This is a genomic window from Lacihabitans sp. LS3-19, from assembly GCF_024343575.1.
Lineage (GTDB): Bacteria > Bacteroidota > Bacteroidia > Cytophagales > Spirosomataceae > Leadbetterella.
Genome location: NZ_RJUA01000127.1, coordinates 14,945 through 31,248, shown reverse-complemented (window position 1 = coordinate 31,248; position 16,304 = coordinate 14,945). Strand labels below are relative to the sequence as shown.

Genomic DNA, 16,304 nt, shown 5'->3' with positions numbered 1-16,304 from the left:
TTTATTCTGTATAGTCAAGATCTTTCGAAAAAGTATCTTTTATGAAATAAGTAGAAATAAACGCTACAATAAAACAAAAAAATCCGGTATATAATGCAGAAACAGAAACATTACCTTCGTTTTTAGATAATAAAAAAGCATATAGAAAAGAAATAGGAACGACTGCTCCACGAGCAAAATTAGGAATTGTTGTTGCTACTGTTGCCCTTATATTGGTGCCAAATTGCTCAGCAGCTAATGTCAATAAGTTTACCCAATAACCAGCTCCAAACCCAAGTAATACATAAGAAACATATAGAACTTGTAAGCTTATGTTTTTTGTCAATAAATGAAAAACTGTTATAACGAAACCCAAAATCAAGAAAAACCGTATGGTTTTGAGCCTGTTTTTGAAATATTGACTTATCAAACCCGAACTTAAATCTCCAATAGTTAAACCCAAATAAACCAATGTAACTGCAGTTCCTGCTTTTATTTCAGCCGTAATACCCAAGTTTTGTGCTACTTCTGGGGCTAGTTGCATCAATATCGTAATTGTAAAGAATATCGGTAAACTTATCAAAATGCTTGAAAGGTATTTTCTGAGCTTGCTTTTTTCGGATAAAAGCGAAAGGAAATTTCCTTTGGTAATTTTTTTGTTTTGCACATTTTCAAACATTTTTGATTCAAAAGTATTAAACCTCAAAAAAAGCAAAAGTAAACCCATAGTGCCGCCAATTATATAAGATACTCTCCATGGCGTAAGATCTCCAACTATTCCAGCAAAAAATGCCCCTGATGCACCAGCGGCAGCTACAATTGCGGTTCCATATCCTCTTTTTTTCTGTGGCATAGTTTCAGATACCAAAGTGATGCCGGCTCCCAATTCTCCCGCCAAACCAAAACCTGCTATGAATCTTAAAACATAATATTGCCATAGAGAATCCACCGCGGCGTTTAATAAATTAGCAATAGAATAAACCAAAATAGAACCAAATAAAATCGATAATCTGCCTTTTTTGTCACCTATAATTCCGAAAAATATTCCTCCCAAAAAAGTACCAATCATTTGGACATTGAATAAAGAGAGTCCAATTGCTCCCAAGTCAGCGTTTGGAACACCAATGGATATCAAGCTTGCTTTGCGGATAACTACAAAAAGTATCAAATCGTATGCATCTACAAAATATCCAAGTGCCGCTACAGTCACAATGAGGTATGGGCTGTTTTTAAGTTTAAAATGATTCAAATGTTAAGTATTTAGGGGTTTTATCTAAAAAAAGATTGAATATAAGGCTCATTTGGCTTTGAAAACAAAAATAAAAATATATTTTTGTCGTTATTATCTAACCAAAAGAATAACACTATGGAAGAATCAAATAACAGTAGCAATTCAGTTGTGAAAGCGGGTCTTATCTTGGCTTTGGCAATCGCAGCAATCTTTGGCTACTTGTATTTTAATGAGAAGCAAGACAATTCTCAAAACAACCTTACGATTACCGAAAAAACCAATGAATTACTCAGGACAAACACCAAACTTGACTCTATCTCTGCCCAATTGGATGCTAAAATAGCAGAAATCTCTGCTCTTGGTGGACAAGTGGAGGAGCTGGAAGCGATAAAAGCAGAATTGCAAAAAGACAAAAAAGCTTTGATGACTTCAAAAAACTTTAATTCCAAAGAGTATGAAAACAAAATCAAAAACTATGAGGCTCTCTTGTTAGAAAAAGACAACCAAATAGCTCAGTTGCGTGAAGAAAATGCAATTTTGAATAATCAAAACCAGATTTTGAATTCTGAAAATACAGGTTTAAAAAGCACCAATACGGAATTGAAAACTGCAAAAGAAATTTTGGCGGATTCGGTTTATAAAACTACCGTTCAGAATCGTGAATTATCTGAAAAAGTAACTTTGGCTGCGGCCTTAAGACCTGTGAATTATACAGTAGCTGCCATAAATTCGAGAGGCAAAGAAAGAGATGGAGAGGAGTTTAAGGCAAGAAAGGTAGACAGAGTAAAAATTGCTTTTAAATTGGCAGAAAACCCTTTGACTAAAAAAGAAAACAAAACCGTTTACATGCGTATGATGGATCCTTTAGGCAATGTTATTTCTGACATGGCGACTGGTTCTGGTGCATTCAACTTTGGAGGAAAAGAAACGGTTTATACTGCAAAACAAACCATTTTATATTCAAACTCAGGTCAAACAGTTGAGTTTATCTATAACCGCGGAAGCAATTACGAAAAAGGCGTTTACAAAGTTGAATTGTATGCTGACGGCTTCAGAGTTGGACAAACGAATTTTACGATAAAGTAAACTTAAGCAATAAAAGTATCAAAAAAAGCGGTCTTAGGGTCGCTTTTTTTTGTTTTAAATTCAAACAGAAGTATGATTTTTGCCACAAATTGGCTTAGAAACCATGAACCATGAATTGATTTAAATCAATTGTAAAAAACTGATATTCATCATGTTGTAAAACATTTATTAACAATAATTAGGTTTCTATTTTTTTTTTTTATTTCAATTTGGGGCATCAATTGATAGAAACACCTTAAGGATGCTTATTTTTACGTTATAGATTTCGATACCGTAAAATTACCGTTGCGTAAATCACAGACACAGCCTTTACAGAGATACACACAATGCCTCTCTTTAAAAGCTATACTATGAAGTATGTGACCATTAGAAACATTTTAAATAATTAAACTAATGAGATCAAAAATTATGATTACTACACTTTTAGCGGCCAGTCTAATGCTGAGCTGCAACCCAAAAGAAATTTTGGAACCTGTTATTGATTTTCCTGCATTTGTGGTTATTGATGGGGATACTGTGAAGACTAGAGATGATAAATCTAAGACAAAGCTAAAATATGCTAATTATGAGTTTGCACCAATTTATAATGTTGTTGGTGATACAGCCATAGTATTTAAACAAGAAGCTGGTTTAAAAAAGCCCAGTAAAGTGCCTAAATTAGATAAGATTAAAAACAATGAAGATGTTGACTTAAAAGGTAAACCATTTAGAATTGTTGCTATTGGAGATGGCGTCCTTACCGGATATCGAGATGGAGGTTTATTTAATGAAGGCATGCTAACAAGTTTGCCAAATTTGCTCGCCAATCAAATGGGTGTAGAATTTAATCAACCTTATTTTGATACAGAAGATTACAGTGGGTTTAATAGAAGGGTTAGGACTAACCAAAATTTTACAGGTGGGCCAATACCTAAATACAAAGTAGTACTCAACAACAGTGGTATAGAAACCTTAGAGAAGAACAATAAGGCAATTTTAAAATCTACTAAAACAGTTCGAATAGACAATTATGCCACTCCAAATGTTGAATCATTTGACCAATCAGGCTTTGGGAAAAGAATAGCCAAAGATTATGCAGGTTTCTCTTTTTCTAAAATGCCCGATATTATCAAAGCGAATAAAGCTGACTTTTATATTATTCATGATGTGTTTCAAGGACTTTTTGAAAGTTATTTCAATTTAGAACATATTGGTGGTTCTGGAAATAGTACTAGGCCAAGACCGCAAGGTACTATTGGTTATAAAATCAATTATGGAAGCGGATTTGGAAATCCTGGTGATGATTATAGCCAAAGGATAGAGGCTTATATTAAATTGAAAGAAAACAAAAGCATTAAGCGTGGCGTAATTCTAAATAAACCTGACCTTTTTGATGCACCTTATTTAAATCTAATAAAAGTAGATCAAATAAAAGCCGCCTATGAACTGTATGGCATTTTGAACACCAACCCAGTAGTAGGTATGGCATACGTTTTACCTACCGGTGAAATAGATTCATTATTAGGCAAGAACGTCCATCCTAGTTTAAAAAAAGGAATAAACAAAAATAATAAATTGAATGAAAGGAATTTTATATCTTTTAATAACTCAGATTACACTAAAAATTTAATTTTATTATCAAATCAAGAAACCGAATCTTTAGCTAAAGAACTAAATATACCTGTGGTGGATATTTATTCTTTATATAAGGCCATACATAGAAGTGCCTATATAAGTGATGACGGTCAAAAGGTAACAGTTGAAGCCTTCTACTCTTCAGATGGTTTTTATCCATCAGCTTATGGTCAAGCAATAATCACCAATGAGACGATTAAGGTCATTAATAGATTTTATAGTACAGATATCCCCTTAATTGATATTAGGCCATTTAATCAAAAATAATCAGTAACACGTAAAATAATTAAATTATGAAAAAATATTTTCTTTTTTCAATGGCATTGCTATGGCTTTTTTTTAGCCCGAATGCCTATTGCCAAGTCGATAAAATTACCTATCCAGCGAATGGTTCGATTTTTCAACAAAATGATGCTGGCCAGTATTTATTATCTTTTGGTGGTACTACTCGCAAAGAATCAAATTTACCCTCACTAAAATATACCCTTTATCAGATGAATGCTTCAGGGCAATTTCAGCCTGTTACCAACCACGAAGCCGTAACAATTAATCCTTCAAATACAAAAACAAATATTACCAATAGGCTTATTTTTGATTACGCTGGTATTAACTTGAATAAAGGTTTTTATCGAATAAAAATATTTTCAAGAAGGCAATACTTGTTTTTTTCAACCAAAGATTACACCAAAGACATTATTGAATTTGGTGTAGGCGATGTATATTTTATTTCGGGTCAGTCTAATGCGGCTGGGTTTAATTACCCTTCTGGTAAATTTCAGAATCAATTTATTTTAGATAACTTTCCGAAACCCGGAAAATCGGATTTTGAAAATAAAACGGATGCCACAATACCATTTTTAAATAATAATTCGAATGTTTCTAATTTGTCTAGAATATATAACCTTAATGGTAAATACGAATGGCACAAAGGGTGGGTGGAAGATGAGTTAGATCCTAATAATCGAAAAAAAGAAAATGTATCCGTTGATGGTCTTCCCTATAAGAGTAGTTTTGTTGCGTTTCGAAATGGCACCAATGAAGATACAGATCCAGGTTGGATCTATCCCAACGGAATGGCCTCATGGTGCTGGCAGCCATTGGGATATAAAATAGCAACAAACTCTGACCCTATTATTTCAAAAACTCCTAATATATTTTTTAATGTGGCATATCCAGGTGCAAAAATTGAGTCATTTGCGAATAATCAAAGTGATGGACTGAAAATGATGCAAACAATGCGTTTGTTTGGAAATATTATGGGAGCTAAAGCTGTTCTATGGCACCAAGGCGAAGAAAATTCAGCAAGCGATTTATACGGCGATAATACAATACCAAACTACCAATCCAATTTATTAAATGTAATAAATATGAGCAGAAGTGTGTTAGGTGATAATAGCACCAATCCTAGACTTTCATGGTACGTCTCCAAAGTATCTCAATTCACTTCCTCTACGGTATCTAGTCCCCCAAGCGGTTTTACATCGACTACAATAACTGGTAATGCCAGACAAGCTGCAAACAAAAGGTATATTAATTCTAATATCAGAGCTAAACAAACTAATATATTAAATTCTAATTTAAGGATATATACGGGTATAGACTCTGATAACATTACAGGTGGTAGTCGAGATGCAGATTTGCAATTGCATTTTTCCGATAATTCCACTTTAAATTCTGTGGCAGATCAATGGTACACATCTATTAAACAGAATTATCAAATCGGAGGAGTTACACCGACTGCAATGGTACCCATAGATTTTGTTACCAAGTATAGTAATTCCTCATATCGTTTAAAAGTAATCAAAGCTGACGGAGCTGAGTATTTTTGGTGTAAGAATAGTAAAGGAATAGTATCTGGAGAATATGATGGTATTACAAATGGTGTCAGAGAATTTACTTTCAATAATGTTAATGAAGGAGACATATTAACATGTTATATAAAAGATAATAGTGGTCGCTTTTTTGCTTGCCAACCTTTTTTAGCTTCTGACGCAAGTGCTAAATTTATTGAAACTCCTACAAGCACTATTTCTTTTGGTAATTCGGGTGGGACTTATAATCTAAAAATAGTCAGCCAAAATTTAGATTGGGATGTTTATAGTAAACCTTCATGGGTAAATTTGGACTTTAATGAAGATGAACTAAACCTTATTGTTTCTACCACAAGTTATTCAGGTAGTATTGCATTGTCTGACAATATTGTTTTAAAAGAAGTAGGAGGCAATGTGACCAAAACAATAACTGTAACCCAAACAGGGTCAACATCCACAATCCCCCTAACATCACTAACTCCAAATTCAGGTTCAGGTTTTTACAACTTAAACCTTCCAATAGGAGGAGGAGCTGCATTTTCAGTAAGCGGGCCGAAAAATCCTGTTACTAATAATCCATATTCTAACGGATTTGGCGTACATGCAAATAATAGCCTATATTTCAGTTTAGGAGGTCAATACTCAACTTTTACGGGAGCTGTAGGAAGGGATGACAATGGAGATAATATTTATGGGAGTGGAAATGTTCAGTTTTTTATTAAAGCTGATGGTACACAAATTTGGTCTTCTTACATTCATGGAAACACTACTGGTCCTGAATTTTTTAATGTGAATGTAACAGGAAAAAACACTTTGGAATTATTCACATATATTACTAATGACGCTGATTACTTCGACCATGGCGATTGGATGGATTTGTTTATTAGTACAGGCCCAGGGAATAGTTGTACAAATTTAGCAGCCACGAATTTAGCAGCAAATCCTTCAATTGTGTCAACTTCAGGAGGTAATTCAACGCTATCAGCTTCTTGCCCTGCAGGTACTAGCCCTTTATGGTCAGGCGGTTCATTAGGCTCTACTTCAGGTTCGCCTATTACCACATTTGTATCAGCAACTACTAATTATTCTGTTGTTTGTATTGGAAATAGTTGTAATCCTAGCAGCCCGATTGGGGTTTCAGTCACCGTACCTCCACCAGGAGGATGCTCGAATATCACCAACAATCAGACCATTGGCACTTGGGCAGCAGGTAATGGCACCACGTATCCTTTGGTAGCTAGAAGTTTTAACGGACAGATGTGGCTAACCCAAAGGACTTCTACAAATCCAGAGACTTTCTTGGTTAGGGGTTCGTATATGCTTACTAGGCCTGATGTAACAACGTCATTTTCTTCTCAAATAGCCTGTTTTGCTTGGGTTGCAGATTGTTCAAATTGTTTTGGAGGTTTGGCCACGCCAAATTCCATTGAGTTTCCTACGCCTTCAGGTTTTACTTTGGGCTTTGAATGTAGCGAGGCTCCCTGCAACGCTACAAACGGTACACCTTATTATTATGCAACTACGATAGTAACTCCCCCAAACTGTACGGGTTCAACATATCTCACCAATACTTGGACTTATGGCTCAGCAGGATATAATCCACCTCCCAAAATCGGTACCAATATAGGAGGAGGTAATATGTCAATGGGTAATGTAAATTATACCACGTCCTATCCAAATACTGGAATAGGAACCCATTCTACTTCTGAAATAATCTATGATTTAGGGCTTAATCATCCCTATACTCACTTTCTAGCAACAGTCGGAAAAGACAATGCGGCATTATGTGGAAACCAATATGGCCAAGAAAAACTGTTGTTCAAGGTTTTGAATCATGATAATGGGTCAGTTTTAGCGACATCTCCCTATTTGGGAAATCCAAACTCAGGTATGCCACAAACATCCAACATGAGTGTATCAATAAGTGGAGTAAGATATTTGAAACTTCTAATGGAAGATGGTGGAGATGGAAGCTCATGCGATTGGGGCAATTGGGCGAGAGCTAGACTAGCTTGTTCGGCAAACGGAAGAGTGGCGGCTAAAGATTCAACTGAAAATATTGAATTTATGCAAATTGTACCCAATCCTAATGCTGGTGAGTTTGAATTGCTACTTTATTTAGAAGAAGACTCACCAGTAGATATCGCTTTGTTGAACAGTATAGGAATAATCTTCGAAACTATGCATTTTCAAGGTCAAAAAGGCATGAATATCATCCCTTATAAAACTAAAAAAGTGGGAGAAGGTAATTATTTGTTAAGAGTAATAACAAATAACAAAGTTCAATCTCAAACAGTGGTTATTAAATAGTATTATTGGTTTATATTTAATTAGTTTTATTGGAATTTTTCTTTAAGCAATAAAAGTATCAAAAAAAGCGGTCTAAGGGTCGCTTTTTTTTGTTTTATAAATTGTAATTTTGAAATTGAAATTCAACCTTTATATTATGAAAAAATATCTTTTTGTTTTTATGTTTATTGGTTGTGCAGTTTTTGCACAGAAACCAGTTAAAATCACTTCACTTCCCAACGAAACCAAAGTTGAGGTAAAAATAGGGGGGACTTTATTTACCAATTATTTCTATCCTGGTAAAGATGTTCTGAAAAAAGCTGTACTTTATCCAGTTTTAAGTCCCAAAGGCACGATTATTACGAGAGGTTGGCCACTAGATCCTCGTAAAAACGAAAGAATAGATCACCCGCATCATGTAGGAGTTTGGCTAAATTATGAATCGGCAAACGACCATGATTTTTGGAATAACTCAGTTGAAGTTGAACGTGCCAAAGACCCAAGAACCTTCGGAACGATTGTACATACAGGCATCACCAAAATAAAATCAGGTAAAAAGCAAGGAGAGTTAGTAGTAACGGCAGATTGGTTAGATAAAAATGGAGCCAAGATGTTGGAAGAAACAACAAGATTTGTTTTCACTGGAGACGGAACTTCGAATACAGTGGATAGAATAACAACTTTGACTGCCGTTGTTGATAAAGTGGTATTTAAAGACGTGAAAGATGGGCTATTTGCTATTAGATTGGCTAGAGAGTTAGAATTGCCAAGTAAAAAACCTGAGGTTTTTACAGATGCCTCAGGTTTGGCAACCAAAGTGCCGGTAATGAACAACGAAGGTGTTTCGGGTGATTACCTAAATGCCCAAGGCATTACAGGAGAAGATACATGGAGCAAACGCTCTGAATGGGTGACGCTTCAAGGCAATATTGAGAATGATAATATTTCTGTTACAATAATTGACCACCCTACCAATATTAACTATCCTTCTTATTGGCACTCAAGAGGTTATGGCTTATTTAGTGTAAATCCTTTAGGAGAAAAAGCTTTCACCAACGGTGCCAAGGAAACCAATAAGTCATTAAACAAAGGAGAATCAATTACCTTTAAATACAGATTAGTTGTAAGTTCTGAGAAGTTGAAAGCAGACAAAATCAACGAAATGGCTGATAATTTTGCCAAAAGGTATTAAAAATAGTTGAGTGGTGCTTTTAGAATCAATATTCTTGGTAATTTTGTGAAATTTTTTTCACAAAAACATTATGCAAGAACTTCTTACGACAGCTGCACTCACAAGTGTACTTACACTAACCATATTAGAAATAATACTAGGTGTAGACAATATTATCTTTATATCAATTATATCTGGTAAGCTACCAAGTGCCGAGCAATCAAAAGCAAGGAACATCGGTTTAGTTTCGGCCATGTTTATCCGTATTGGCCTTTTGTTTGTTTTGGGCTTTATTCTTGGCCTTGAAAAAGACCTTTTCAATCTTCAAGACCTTGGCTTACCTTTTGATGAGGGTATGACTGGTAAAGATCTTATTTTGTTGGGTGGAGGTTTGTTTCTACTTTACAAATCAACTTCTGAAATTCACCATAAATTGGAGGGAATTGAAGATGATCTTGATAACACCAAAAAAGGTACTTCAAACCTAGCAAGAGCGGTGATTGATATTTCAGTTATTAATATTATTTTTTCTGTAGACTCTATAATTACTGCAGTGGGAATGACTTCTTCTATACCCGTAATGGCTGCTTCAGTAGTATTATCAACAATTGCGATGTTGCTTTTTGCGAAGAATGTAGGAGACTTTGTAGACAAACATCCTACTGTTAAAGTGTTGGCATTATCGTTTTTGGTGATGATAGGTACTTTATTGGTAGCTGAGGCTTTTCATGTGCATGTTCCCAAAGGTTACGTATATTTTGCTATGGCGTTTTCGTTTTTGGTTGAAATGCTCAATATCAAAATGCGTAACAATTCTAAAAATCCAGTTGAATTGCACTCTCACGTAAAGGAGGATTAATATGCCCAAAAAGCGAATTTCTGTCTTTACTTATTTGTATAATGCTTGGTGTATATTTTGGTTAATAGCCATATTCTTATTGCTATTTCCTTTTATTTTAATTTTTATACAAATAAAACCACTGAATGCTTGGGGAACTAAACTCACCAATATTTGGGCAGATGTATTTTTCTTGATTGCTGGTATGCCTATTCAGATTGAGCATAGATTTCGGCCTTCCAAAAAAGAAACTTACGTTTTTGTTGCCAATCATTTTTCCTATTTAGATGTGGCTGTTGGGATGGGAATAGTAAGAAATTATTTCTCTTATATGGGAAAAAGCTCAGTAAAAAGTATACCACTTTTAGGATATATGTTTGCCAAACTTCATATCCAAGTAGATAGGAGTGATAAAAATAGCCGGACTGTATCGATGATGCGATCTAAGAAAGCTTTAGATAATGGACGAAGCTTATTTATAATGCCCGAAGGTGGTATAATAAGCAAAGAAATACCAAAAATGCACCAGCCGTTTAAAGATGGGGCTTTTTTGTTGGCTATTGGTTCACAAGTGCCCATTGTTCCGATTACTTTCTTAAATTTGTACGATATTATGCCTGATAAAATAATCCACTGGGCTTTGCCTAGGGTGGTTATTCATGAGCCAATATTTACTGTAGGATTAAATAAAGACGATTTAGAAGATTTAAAGAAGAAAGTTTACGATACGATTCAGAACGAAATAGATAAATATCAAGATGAACATAGACATTGAAACCATAAAGAAGATTTCACATTTGGCACGTTTGGAGCTGAAGCCGGAAGAGGAACAGCAAATGTCAAGTGATTTTGCGAAGATTTTGGATTGGATGGATCAGTTAAATGAGCTTGATACTTCTAATGTAGAACCCTTGATGCACATGCACCAAGGGGTAAATGTTTTCAGAAAAGATATTGCTAAAAACGAATTGACAAAAGCCGAAGGTTTGTTTAATGCTCCCCAAAAAAACGAGGATTATTTTATGGTGCCTAAGGTAAAAGAATAGTTAAAGACTAAAAACCATAGAATATTTTAGGTTTATTTCCTTGTTTGCTTTTATTCCCATTAATCCTGGAGGCTCTACGCCATAGTCTTCCATATTGATTTCGAAATCACCTTCTACTTTTAGTGTAGACTTAGATACTGTTTTCTTAGCTTTTAATTCTAATGGCTTAGTTACGCCATGAAAAGTCAGGTTTCCCTTTATTGTGATGTTATTACCATCTTCTTGAATATTTGCTCCTGAAAATGTAATATTCGGATATTTTAGAGCTTCCAAAACTTCAATTGTATGAGAATCACGATTGGAGTTTCCGCTGTCAAACGATTTTACGGGGGCTATTACAGCCACAGCTTCAATTTTTTGAGTTCCAGAATTATAAACAATAATGCATTTAGAATCTTTTGATTTAGCGTCCCAATCATGCATTGGGTGTTTCATGGAATACACCAAAGTTGAGGATTTTTTATCGGCTTCTATTTTCTTTTTATCCTGTGCTTGTGTATTAGCAATGGAGGAGAAAATTAATAAAATAACAAGTAGGTTTTTCATAATTTTTTGTTTTAAAATTCAAATTTTATAGTCGCTATTGCTGCTGCATAAGCTGCGAAAGTTGTCATGCCGGCTGCACGGTGCCATTTCTTCATTTGTATACTATCTCCAGCTTGGTCAGCTAAAACATTGGTGGCAATCATACCCGAAAGGTGAACTACAGAAAGTATTTTATGTAATTTTATGTTGTCAAACTTCTTCCTATTGATCATTGGAGGTGGAGCAGTGAAGCTCATTAGTCCTGTAGTTATATAACCTATGTTTATACCTAAAGCTATACTTTCATGGATGTCTTTCGTATTGCGACCTCCATTTTTATAAAGATTATTACCTACAAAACCCTGTGCCAACATTGCTGCTGCTGTAGCCAAACCTACGCCTTGATGAATTCTGAACATCGTTCGCCTAATTTTAAGCTCATGTGCACGTGTTTCAGCAGTTAAAACCTTTGGTGCTATACCTACTTTTCTATATAATCCATTTTCACCCCAAAGCATTCTTTGTGTAAAAAGCATTCTGTCAGGCAGTAAACTCTGTGAAGCTGTTGTTTCTTCTGTATTTAAATCCATTAAAAGACTGTCTGCTGCCGTTATTTGAGCTTTTAGTATTAATGGAAAAATAAAGAAGAGCGATAGAATTATTGATTTGTTCATATTATTAAAATGGTTTATTACAAAGGTAAGGCTCTCTATTTTATATACGTCAACTTACCTTAAGTTTGTTTCCAGCGGCATCAAAACTTGCTGAATATGTTTTCAAGCTTGATTCAGCAGGGGATTTTTTTACGGAGCCATCGGTATTAAACAATGAACCATGATTATTGCAAAAAAGATCGCCTTCTGTTTTTCTGTATGCCAATTGTGTGCCTTGATGGGTACAAGATTTAGATACTGCAATGAAATTATTACTACCAGTGTTGGCCACCAATACATTACCAAAAATTGCAAATTCTCCGCTTGTTAAAAGTTTTGAATTTTTTGAATTTGATAGATCAACTGTAAAATCTATTGTGGTGCCCGATGTAGTACCTGTAACACCTGAATCAGTGTTGCCAGTAGTTCCAGTATTATTTCCATTATTTGGAGTGACATCATCTTCACTAGAGCAGGCTGACACTGCACCTATGCAATAAAACGCCATTAAAGCTTTTGAAGACATTCCAAGGGTCTTAAGAAATTGTCCTCTGTTTAGTTTTTCGATTTCCATAGTAATTTTATTTATTTCAATTAACTACGGAAAGGGTTGAAAAAAGGTTGAAGAATATTTAGCGAGTGGAAGTTTTAATGTTAAAAAACAAACCAGAAGTATATAATTTAACGTTTCCAAAACCTATATTTTTCATTGGTATTTTTACGAAAGGTTCTACTTGAAAACTTAATTTTTTGCCTATTTTACGCTCAAGTCCCAAAGATAAATCAATAACTCCTGCACCAAAAAAACCAGTGCTTCCTTCCCATTTTTTCCATTTTAGGTTAGGGTCGTTATCGTTTTCGTAATGGTAAATGTATTTTTCATTCATCATTTTATAACTTGTTACACCTAGAGAAGTATAAAATTTATTAGGACCTTTCTCTTTAATATCGTAGCTCAAAACCACCGGAATGTCAAGCATGCTGCAAGTCGCTGAAACTTCTTTTAAAGGAGATGATGGCGTTCCCCATTTAGCTGGCCAAGCATAATTTTCAGGATAAGCATCATAAAGTTTTAAGGATTTAATAATTCCAGCTTTTAAGGCAATTTTTTTGGTCAAATTATAATTAATTAAAATTTGAATATTATGACCCATTGGTCCAAAGGCATTAGAAGAAACTTTGGAATAATCGGGAGAAAATCCTAGAATAAATCCAAAATTTCTGAAAGTAGACGAATTAGAATTGGCTATTGGCAGCTCTTCAAAAAGCTCATTCTCTGATGAAATAGTTGTTTCTTCAAAAGCAACAATGATTGTATCTTCTTCAAAAAAAGTGCTTTCAGTTTCATTTAAATTTGTTTTAGTATTTTCTGAATTATTGCTTTGGTTGGCAATAGTTTCTGTAGAATTTTCTAAATTGTTTTTGTAATTGTTCTCTTCAAATTTTTCTTCTTTTTTTATACTTTTATTTTCTGTAATTGCTAAATTTATCTCTGTTGGTTGCTTAATATCAGGTTCATATTTTTTCTTAGAAGATAATTCAGATTTTGTCTTTAAGTTACTTTTTACCAATAGTTTTTCAGTTTTTAAATATGGATTTTTATAATTATTTTTTTCTTCAATAGCCTTTTCTAAATCTCCAGGTTGCTCTTCTTTTTCAATATTACTTTTCTTTTCTTCTTTGGTTAATGTGGTTGAGTTATCTTTTTTAATATTATTATTTTGTGATTTAGTATTTTCCTTGATTTCAGTTTGAGTTGCCAAACTTTGGTCACTTTTAAAATATTTTAAACTCATTACTCCAAGGGCTCCGAACAAAAACAGAGCTGCGGCCCATCGCCAGAAAACAACAAATCGTCTTTTTTTCTCTTCCTGGTCAAGCTTATTGTTCATAAGTGGCCAAGCATCTTCCCATAGTTCTTCATTGTGTTCGTTGGCACTTTGCCTAAACACATCGTCAAACTCCTCGTCAGATATATTATTTAAATCTTTCATTTTACTTTATTTTTTGTCTTTCTGTATCCTGCAAAAGATTCCTGAGCATTTCTCTCGCTCTGGATAAGTTAGACTTCGATGTTCCCACCGATATATTCATCATTTTGGCGATTTCCTCATGGGGAAAACCTTCTATTACATATAAATTAAAATTCAGTTGATAGTTTTTGGGTAGTTTTTTGGTCAGAATAATGAGGTCTTCATAGCTCATTTTTTGCAAAGGAGATTCTTCTTCTTTTGGAAGATTATACACCGTTTCTATATCCAAATGGTTATGATGTTTGTTTTGACTTCTATAAGCGTCTATTGCTGTATTTACCACTATTCTTTTTAACCAAACATTAAATGGTCGTTCAAAATCATATTTATCAATCTTTGTAAAAATCTTTAAGAATGCGTCATTTAATATTTCAAGTGCTTCATCTCTATTATTAGCATAACGCAAACATATATTCATTGCAAATCCAAAGAACTGCTTGTAAAGCAATTCCTGACTCTTCCTGTCTGCTTTTAGGCAGCCTTTCAGAATGTTCTTTAATTTGTCAGAATCTTGATTGGGATGCATAAATTCCTAACTATTACGTAGTAAGGTTAGTTTTGGTTGCAAATATATTTATCACTAATGTAGCTACATTAATTTAAAAAACAAATAATGTGTGTAGCTAAAATTTGAATTTGAAGAACTTAAGAGGAATCTTTCAAACTAAATTTTAATAGAATCTATTTAATTTTAACTTCGAAACCTCAAATTTTTGATCTGTCCAAGTTTCGGAGATTACCAAAGCGGCTCCCAGAGCAGATGCTTGTGCCACTTCTGAGGCATATATTTCAATATTATGAAATGCCTCTGCCAGTAAACTCATAAAAATTGGGTTTTTCGAGAATCCACCATCTACAAAAATCTTTTTAGTTTGACTTTTGCCTATAACAAGTTTGGTTGAAGCCACTTGTTGAGCTACCAAATCCATAATAAACTGATGGTAAGCTTGCTCAAAACTTTTGAATTGGTTCAGGTTTCTTTCTACAAACGGGCAGTCTTTTAGTTGACCTAATTCCGTGTTTTCTGGGGTGGCTTGCGTCAAGGTCTTTCTTAATGTCTGAATGATTTTATAATCAAAGCCAACCGTTTTGTAATAGTCTTCTGACACATTAAAATATGTAGAAAGATGTTTGATTTGTCTTTCGTGCTCATTGCCCGAGAAAAGCCTCGAAGCTCGTACGGTTTTTCCTTCAAAACTCAAAAAGTTTAAGCAATCAAGTTCAAGTTCTTTGGGTGTTAATTGCTCCTGATTGAAGGGATTGATGCTAATACACCAAGTGCCAGTGGAAATCAAAACAAAGGAATCTGAAATGGTTTTAAGATAAGGAACCAATGCCGAAGAACTGTCATGAATGCCTGGCCCAATCGCAATATTTTCTTTAGAAATTGTCTGACTTGCTGAAACTGGTGGAAGGATTCCTGATTCTAAATGTTCACTTTTTAGCCAACTATGGTATTCGTTTTTAGTAAAATCCCACATGGCAGTATGACAACCAATGCTGGTGAACTCTGTCTGTGGTAAGCCTGTAAAAACACAGCTTAGATACTGCGGAAAGTGCAAACTGTATTTGGTGTTTTTGAAAATATTCGTCTTGTTATATTTGAGCCAATATAGTTGAAGGCCAGAATTGAGCATTCCTAAATCAGGCGAAGCAGTATCAGCGAAAAATTGATCAGTTGGGCCATAATTTTCAAAAAACTTAGTTTTAAGCTCTCTTGGAAATGCTTTTAGATAATTATAAAGCGGAGCCAAAGGTTGGCAGTTTTGATCTAAATGAACAAAACTTGCACCATAGCCAGAAAAATTAAGGGCTTTTATTGTAAACTCACTTTTGGATTTTAAAATTTCGTATTGTTCTTTTAACCAAATGCTTAGAGCCATCAAATCTTCGCAAAACTCTCCTTCATCATCTAATATTTCAGATAAATTGCTTTGGTTTTCATATACCACCTCAAAGGACTCATTGAAGGCTAAGATTTTTTTATTGGTTTTACCGATATCAAAAACAACACAAATGTTCTGCATA

General features: G+C 34.4%; 14 protein-coding genes. 7 read left to right on the top strand and 7 right to left on the bottom strand.

Annotated elements, in window-relative coordinates; translation table 11 throughout:
• Position 1: 1 nt before the first annotated feature.
• The gene (locus EGI22_RS20875; RefSeq protein ID WP_255070399.1) at positions 2–1,228 is read right to left on the bottom strand and encodes an MFS transporter; all 1,227 of its coding nucleotides are present in this window, start codon (positions 1,226–1,228) and stop codon (positions 2–4) included.
• Between the two features lie 117 nt (positions 1,229–1,345).
• Here EGI22_RS20875 and EGI22_RS20870 point away from each other — a divergent pair, with 117 nt between their 5' ends.
• From EGI22_RS20870 to gatC, 7 genes are all read left to right on the top strand, one after another.
• Positions 1,346–2,296 (top strand): hypothetical protein, encoded by a 951-nt coding sequence (locus EGI22_RS20870; protein WP_255070398.1) that lies wholly within the window; start codon positions 1,346–1,348, stop codon positions 2,294–2,296.
• Positions 2,297–2,689: 393 nt separating this feature from the next.
• Positions 2,690–4,177 carry a hypothetical protein gene (locus tag EGI22_RS20865; protein ID WP_255070397.1) on the top strand — a complete coding sequence of 496 codons (1,488 nt, stop codon included), beginning with the start codon at positions 2,690–2,692 and terminating at the stop codon, positions 4,175–4,177.
• Between the two features lie 26 nt (positions 4,178–4,203).
• On the top strand, positions 4,204–8,031 hold the full coding sequence (locus EGI22_RS20860) for an NPCBM/NEW2 domain-containing protein (RefSeq protein ID WP_255070396.1): 3,828 nt from the start codon (positions 4,204–4,206) through the stop codon (positions 8,029–8,031).
• 136 nt (positions 8,032–8,167) lie between these two features.
• Positions 8,168–9,202 carry a PmoA family protein gene (locus EGI22_RS20855; RefSeq protein WP_255070395.1) on the top strand — a complete coding sequence of 345 codons (1,035 nt, stop codon included), beginning with the start codon at positions 8,168–8,170 and terminating at the stop codon, positions 9,200–9,202.
• A 70-nt stretch (positions 9,203–9,272) separates the two neighbouring features.
• Entirely contained in the window at positions 9,273–10,040 is a 768-nt protein-coding gene (locus EGI22_RS20850) for a TerC family protein (protein WP_255070394.1), read from the top strand.
• Between the two features lies 1 nt (position 10,041).
• Positions 10,042–10,794 (top strand): 1-acyl-sn-glycerol-3-phosphate acyltransferase, encoded by a 753-nt coding sequence (locus EGI22_RS20845; protein WP_255070393.1) that lies wholly within the window; start codon positions 10,042–10,044, stop codon positions 10,792–10,794.
• Complete coding sequence (gene gatC, locus EGI22_RS20840) at positions 10,778–11,065, top strand: Asp-tRNA(Asn)/Glu-tRNA(Gln) amidotransferase subunit GatC (protein WP_255070392.1); 288 nt, start codon at positions 10,778–10,780, stop codon at positions 11,063–11,065. The genes EGI22_RS20845 and gatC overlap by 17 nt, the downstream gene beginning before the upstream one ends.
• Here the strand turns inward: gatC and EGI22_RS20835 are convergent, their stop codons facing one another.
• The 6 genes from EGI22_RS20835 to EGI22_RS20810 all read right to left on the bottom strand — a co-directional run bounded on the left by EGI22_RS20835 (position 11,066) and on the right by EGI22_RS20810 (position 16,303).
• The gene (locus EGI22_RS20835) at positions 11,066–11,611 is read right to left on the bottom strand and encodes a YceI family protein (protein ID WP_255070391.1); all 546 of its coding nucleotides are present in this window, start codon (positions 11,609–11,611) and stop codon (positions 11,066–11,068) included.
• Between the two features lie 11 nt (positions 11,612–11,622).
• A complete protein-coding gene (locus tag EGI22_RS20830; protein WP_255070390.1) occupies positions 11,623–12,264 on the bottom strand; it encodes a hypothetical protein in 642 nt (213 codons plus the stop codon).
• 49 nt (positions 12,265–12,313) lie between these two features.
• Positions 12,314–12,817, bottom strand: a complete 504-nt coding sequence (locus EGI22_RS20825) for a ubiquinol-cytochrome c reductase iron-sulfur subunit (RefSeq protein WP_255070389.1) — start codon at positions 12,815–12,817, stop codon at positions 12,314–12,316.
• 58 nt (positions 12,818–12,875) lie between these two features.
• Positions 12,876–14,237, bottom strand: a complete 1,362-nt coding sequence (locus EGI22_RS20820; RefSeq protein ID WP_255070388.1) for a hypothetical protein — start codon at positions 14,235–14,237, stop codon at positions 12,876–12,878.
• A gap of 1 nt (position 14,238) precedes the next feature.
• A complete protein-coding gene (locus EGI22_RS20815; protein ID WP_255070387.1) occupies positions 14,239–14,802 on the bottom strand; it encodes an RNA polymerase sigma factor in 564 nt (187 codons plus the stop codon).
• A gap of 145 nt (positions 14,803–14,947) precedes the next feature.
• A complete protein-coding gene (locus tag EGI22_RS20810) occupies positions 14,948–16,303 on the bottom strand; it encodes an FGGY-family carbohydrate kinase (protein WP_255070386.1) in 1,356 nt (451 codons plus the stop codon).
• Position 16,304: the final 1 nt, after the last annotated feature.

Bases quoted from the DNA above. Each gene is read 5' to 3' on its own strand.
- EGI22_RS20820 (WP_255070388.1), bottom strand. From the start codon at position 14,237: ATGAAAGATTTAAATAATATATCTGACGAGGAGTTTGACGATGTGTTT.
- gatC (WP_255070392.1), top strand. From the start codon at position 10,778: ATGAACATAGACATTGAAACCATAAAGAAGATTTCACATTTGGCACGT.
- EGI22_RS20850 (WP_255070394.1), top strand. From the start codon at position 9,273: ATGCAAGAACTTCTTACGACAGCTGCACTCACAAGTGTACTTACACTA.
- EGI22_RS20860 (WP_255070396.1), top strand. From the start codon at position 4,204: ATGAAAAAATATTTTCTTTTTTCAATGGCATTGCTATGGCTTTTTTTT.
- EGI22_RS20810 (WP_255070386.1), bottom strand. From the start codon at position 16,303: ATGCAGAACATTTGTGTTGTTTTTGATATCGGTAAAACCAATAAAAAA.
- EGI22_RS20870 (WP_255070398.1), top strand. From the start codon at position 1,346: ATGGAAGAATCAAATAACAGTAGCAATTCAGTTGTGAAAGCGGGTCTT.
- EGI22_RS20845 (WP_255070393.1), top strand. From the start codon at position 10,042: ATGCCCAAAAAGCGAATTTCTGTCTTTACTTATTTGTATAATGCTTGG.
- EGI22_RS20830 (WP_255070390.1), bottom strand. From the start codon at position 12,264: ATGAACAAATCAATAATTCTATCGCTCTTCTTTATTTTTCCATTAATA.
- EGI22_RS20825 (WP_255070389.1), bottom strand. From the start codon at position 12,817: ATGGAAATCGAAAAACTAAACAGAGGACAATTTCTTAAGACCCTTGGA.
- EGI22_RS20865 (WP_255070397.1), top strand. From the start codon at position 2,690: ATGAGATCAAAAATTATGATTACTACACTTTTAGCGGCCAGTCTAATG.
- EGI22_RS20835 (WP_255070391.1), bottom strand. From the start codon at position 11,611: ATGAAAAACCTACTTGTTATTTTATTAATTTTCTCCTCCATTGCTAAT.
- EGI22_RS20855 (WP_255070395.1), top strand. From the start codon at position 8,168: ATGAAAAAATATCTTTTTGTTTTTATGTTTATTGGTTGTGCAGTTTTT.
- EGI22_RS20815 (WP_255070387.1), bottom strand. From the start codon at position 14,802: ATGCATCCCAATCAAGATTCTGACAAATTAAAGAACATTCTGAAAGGC.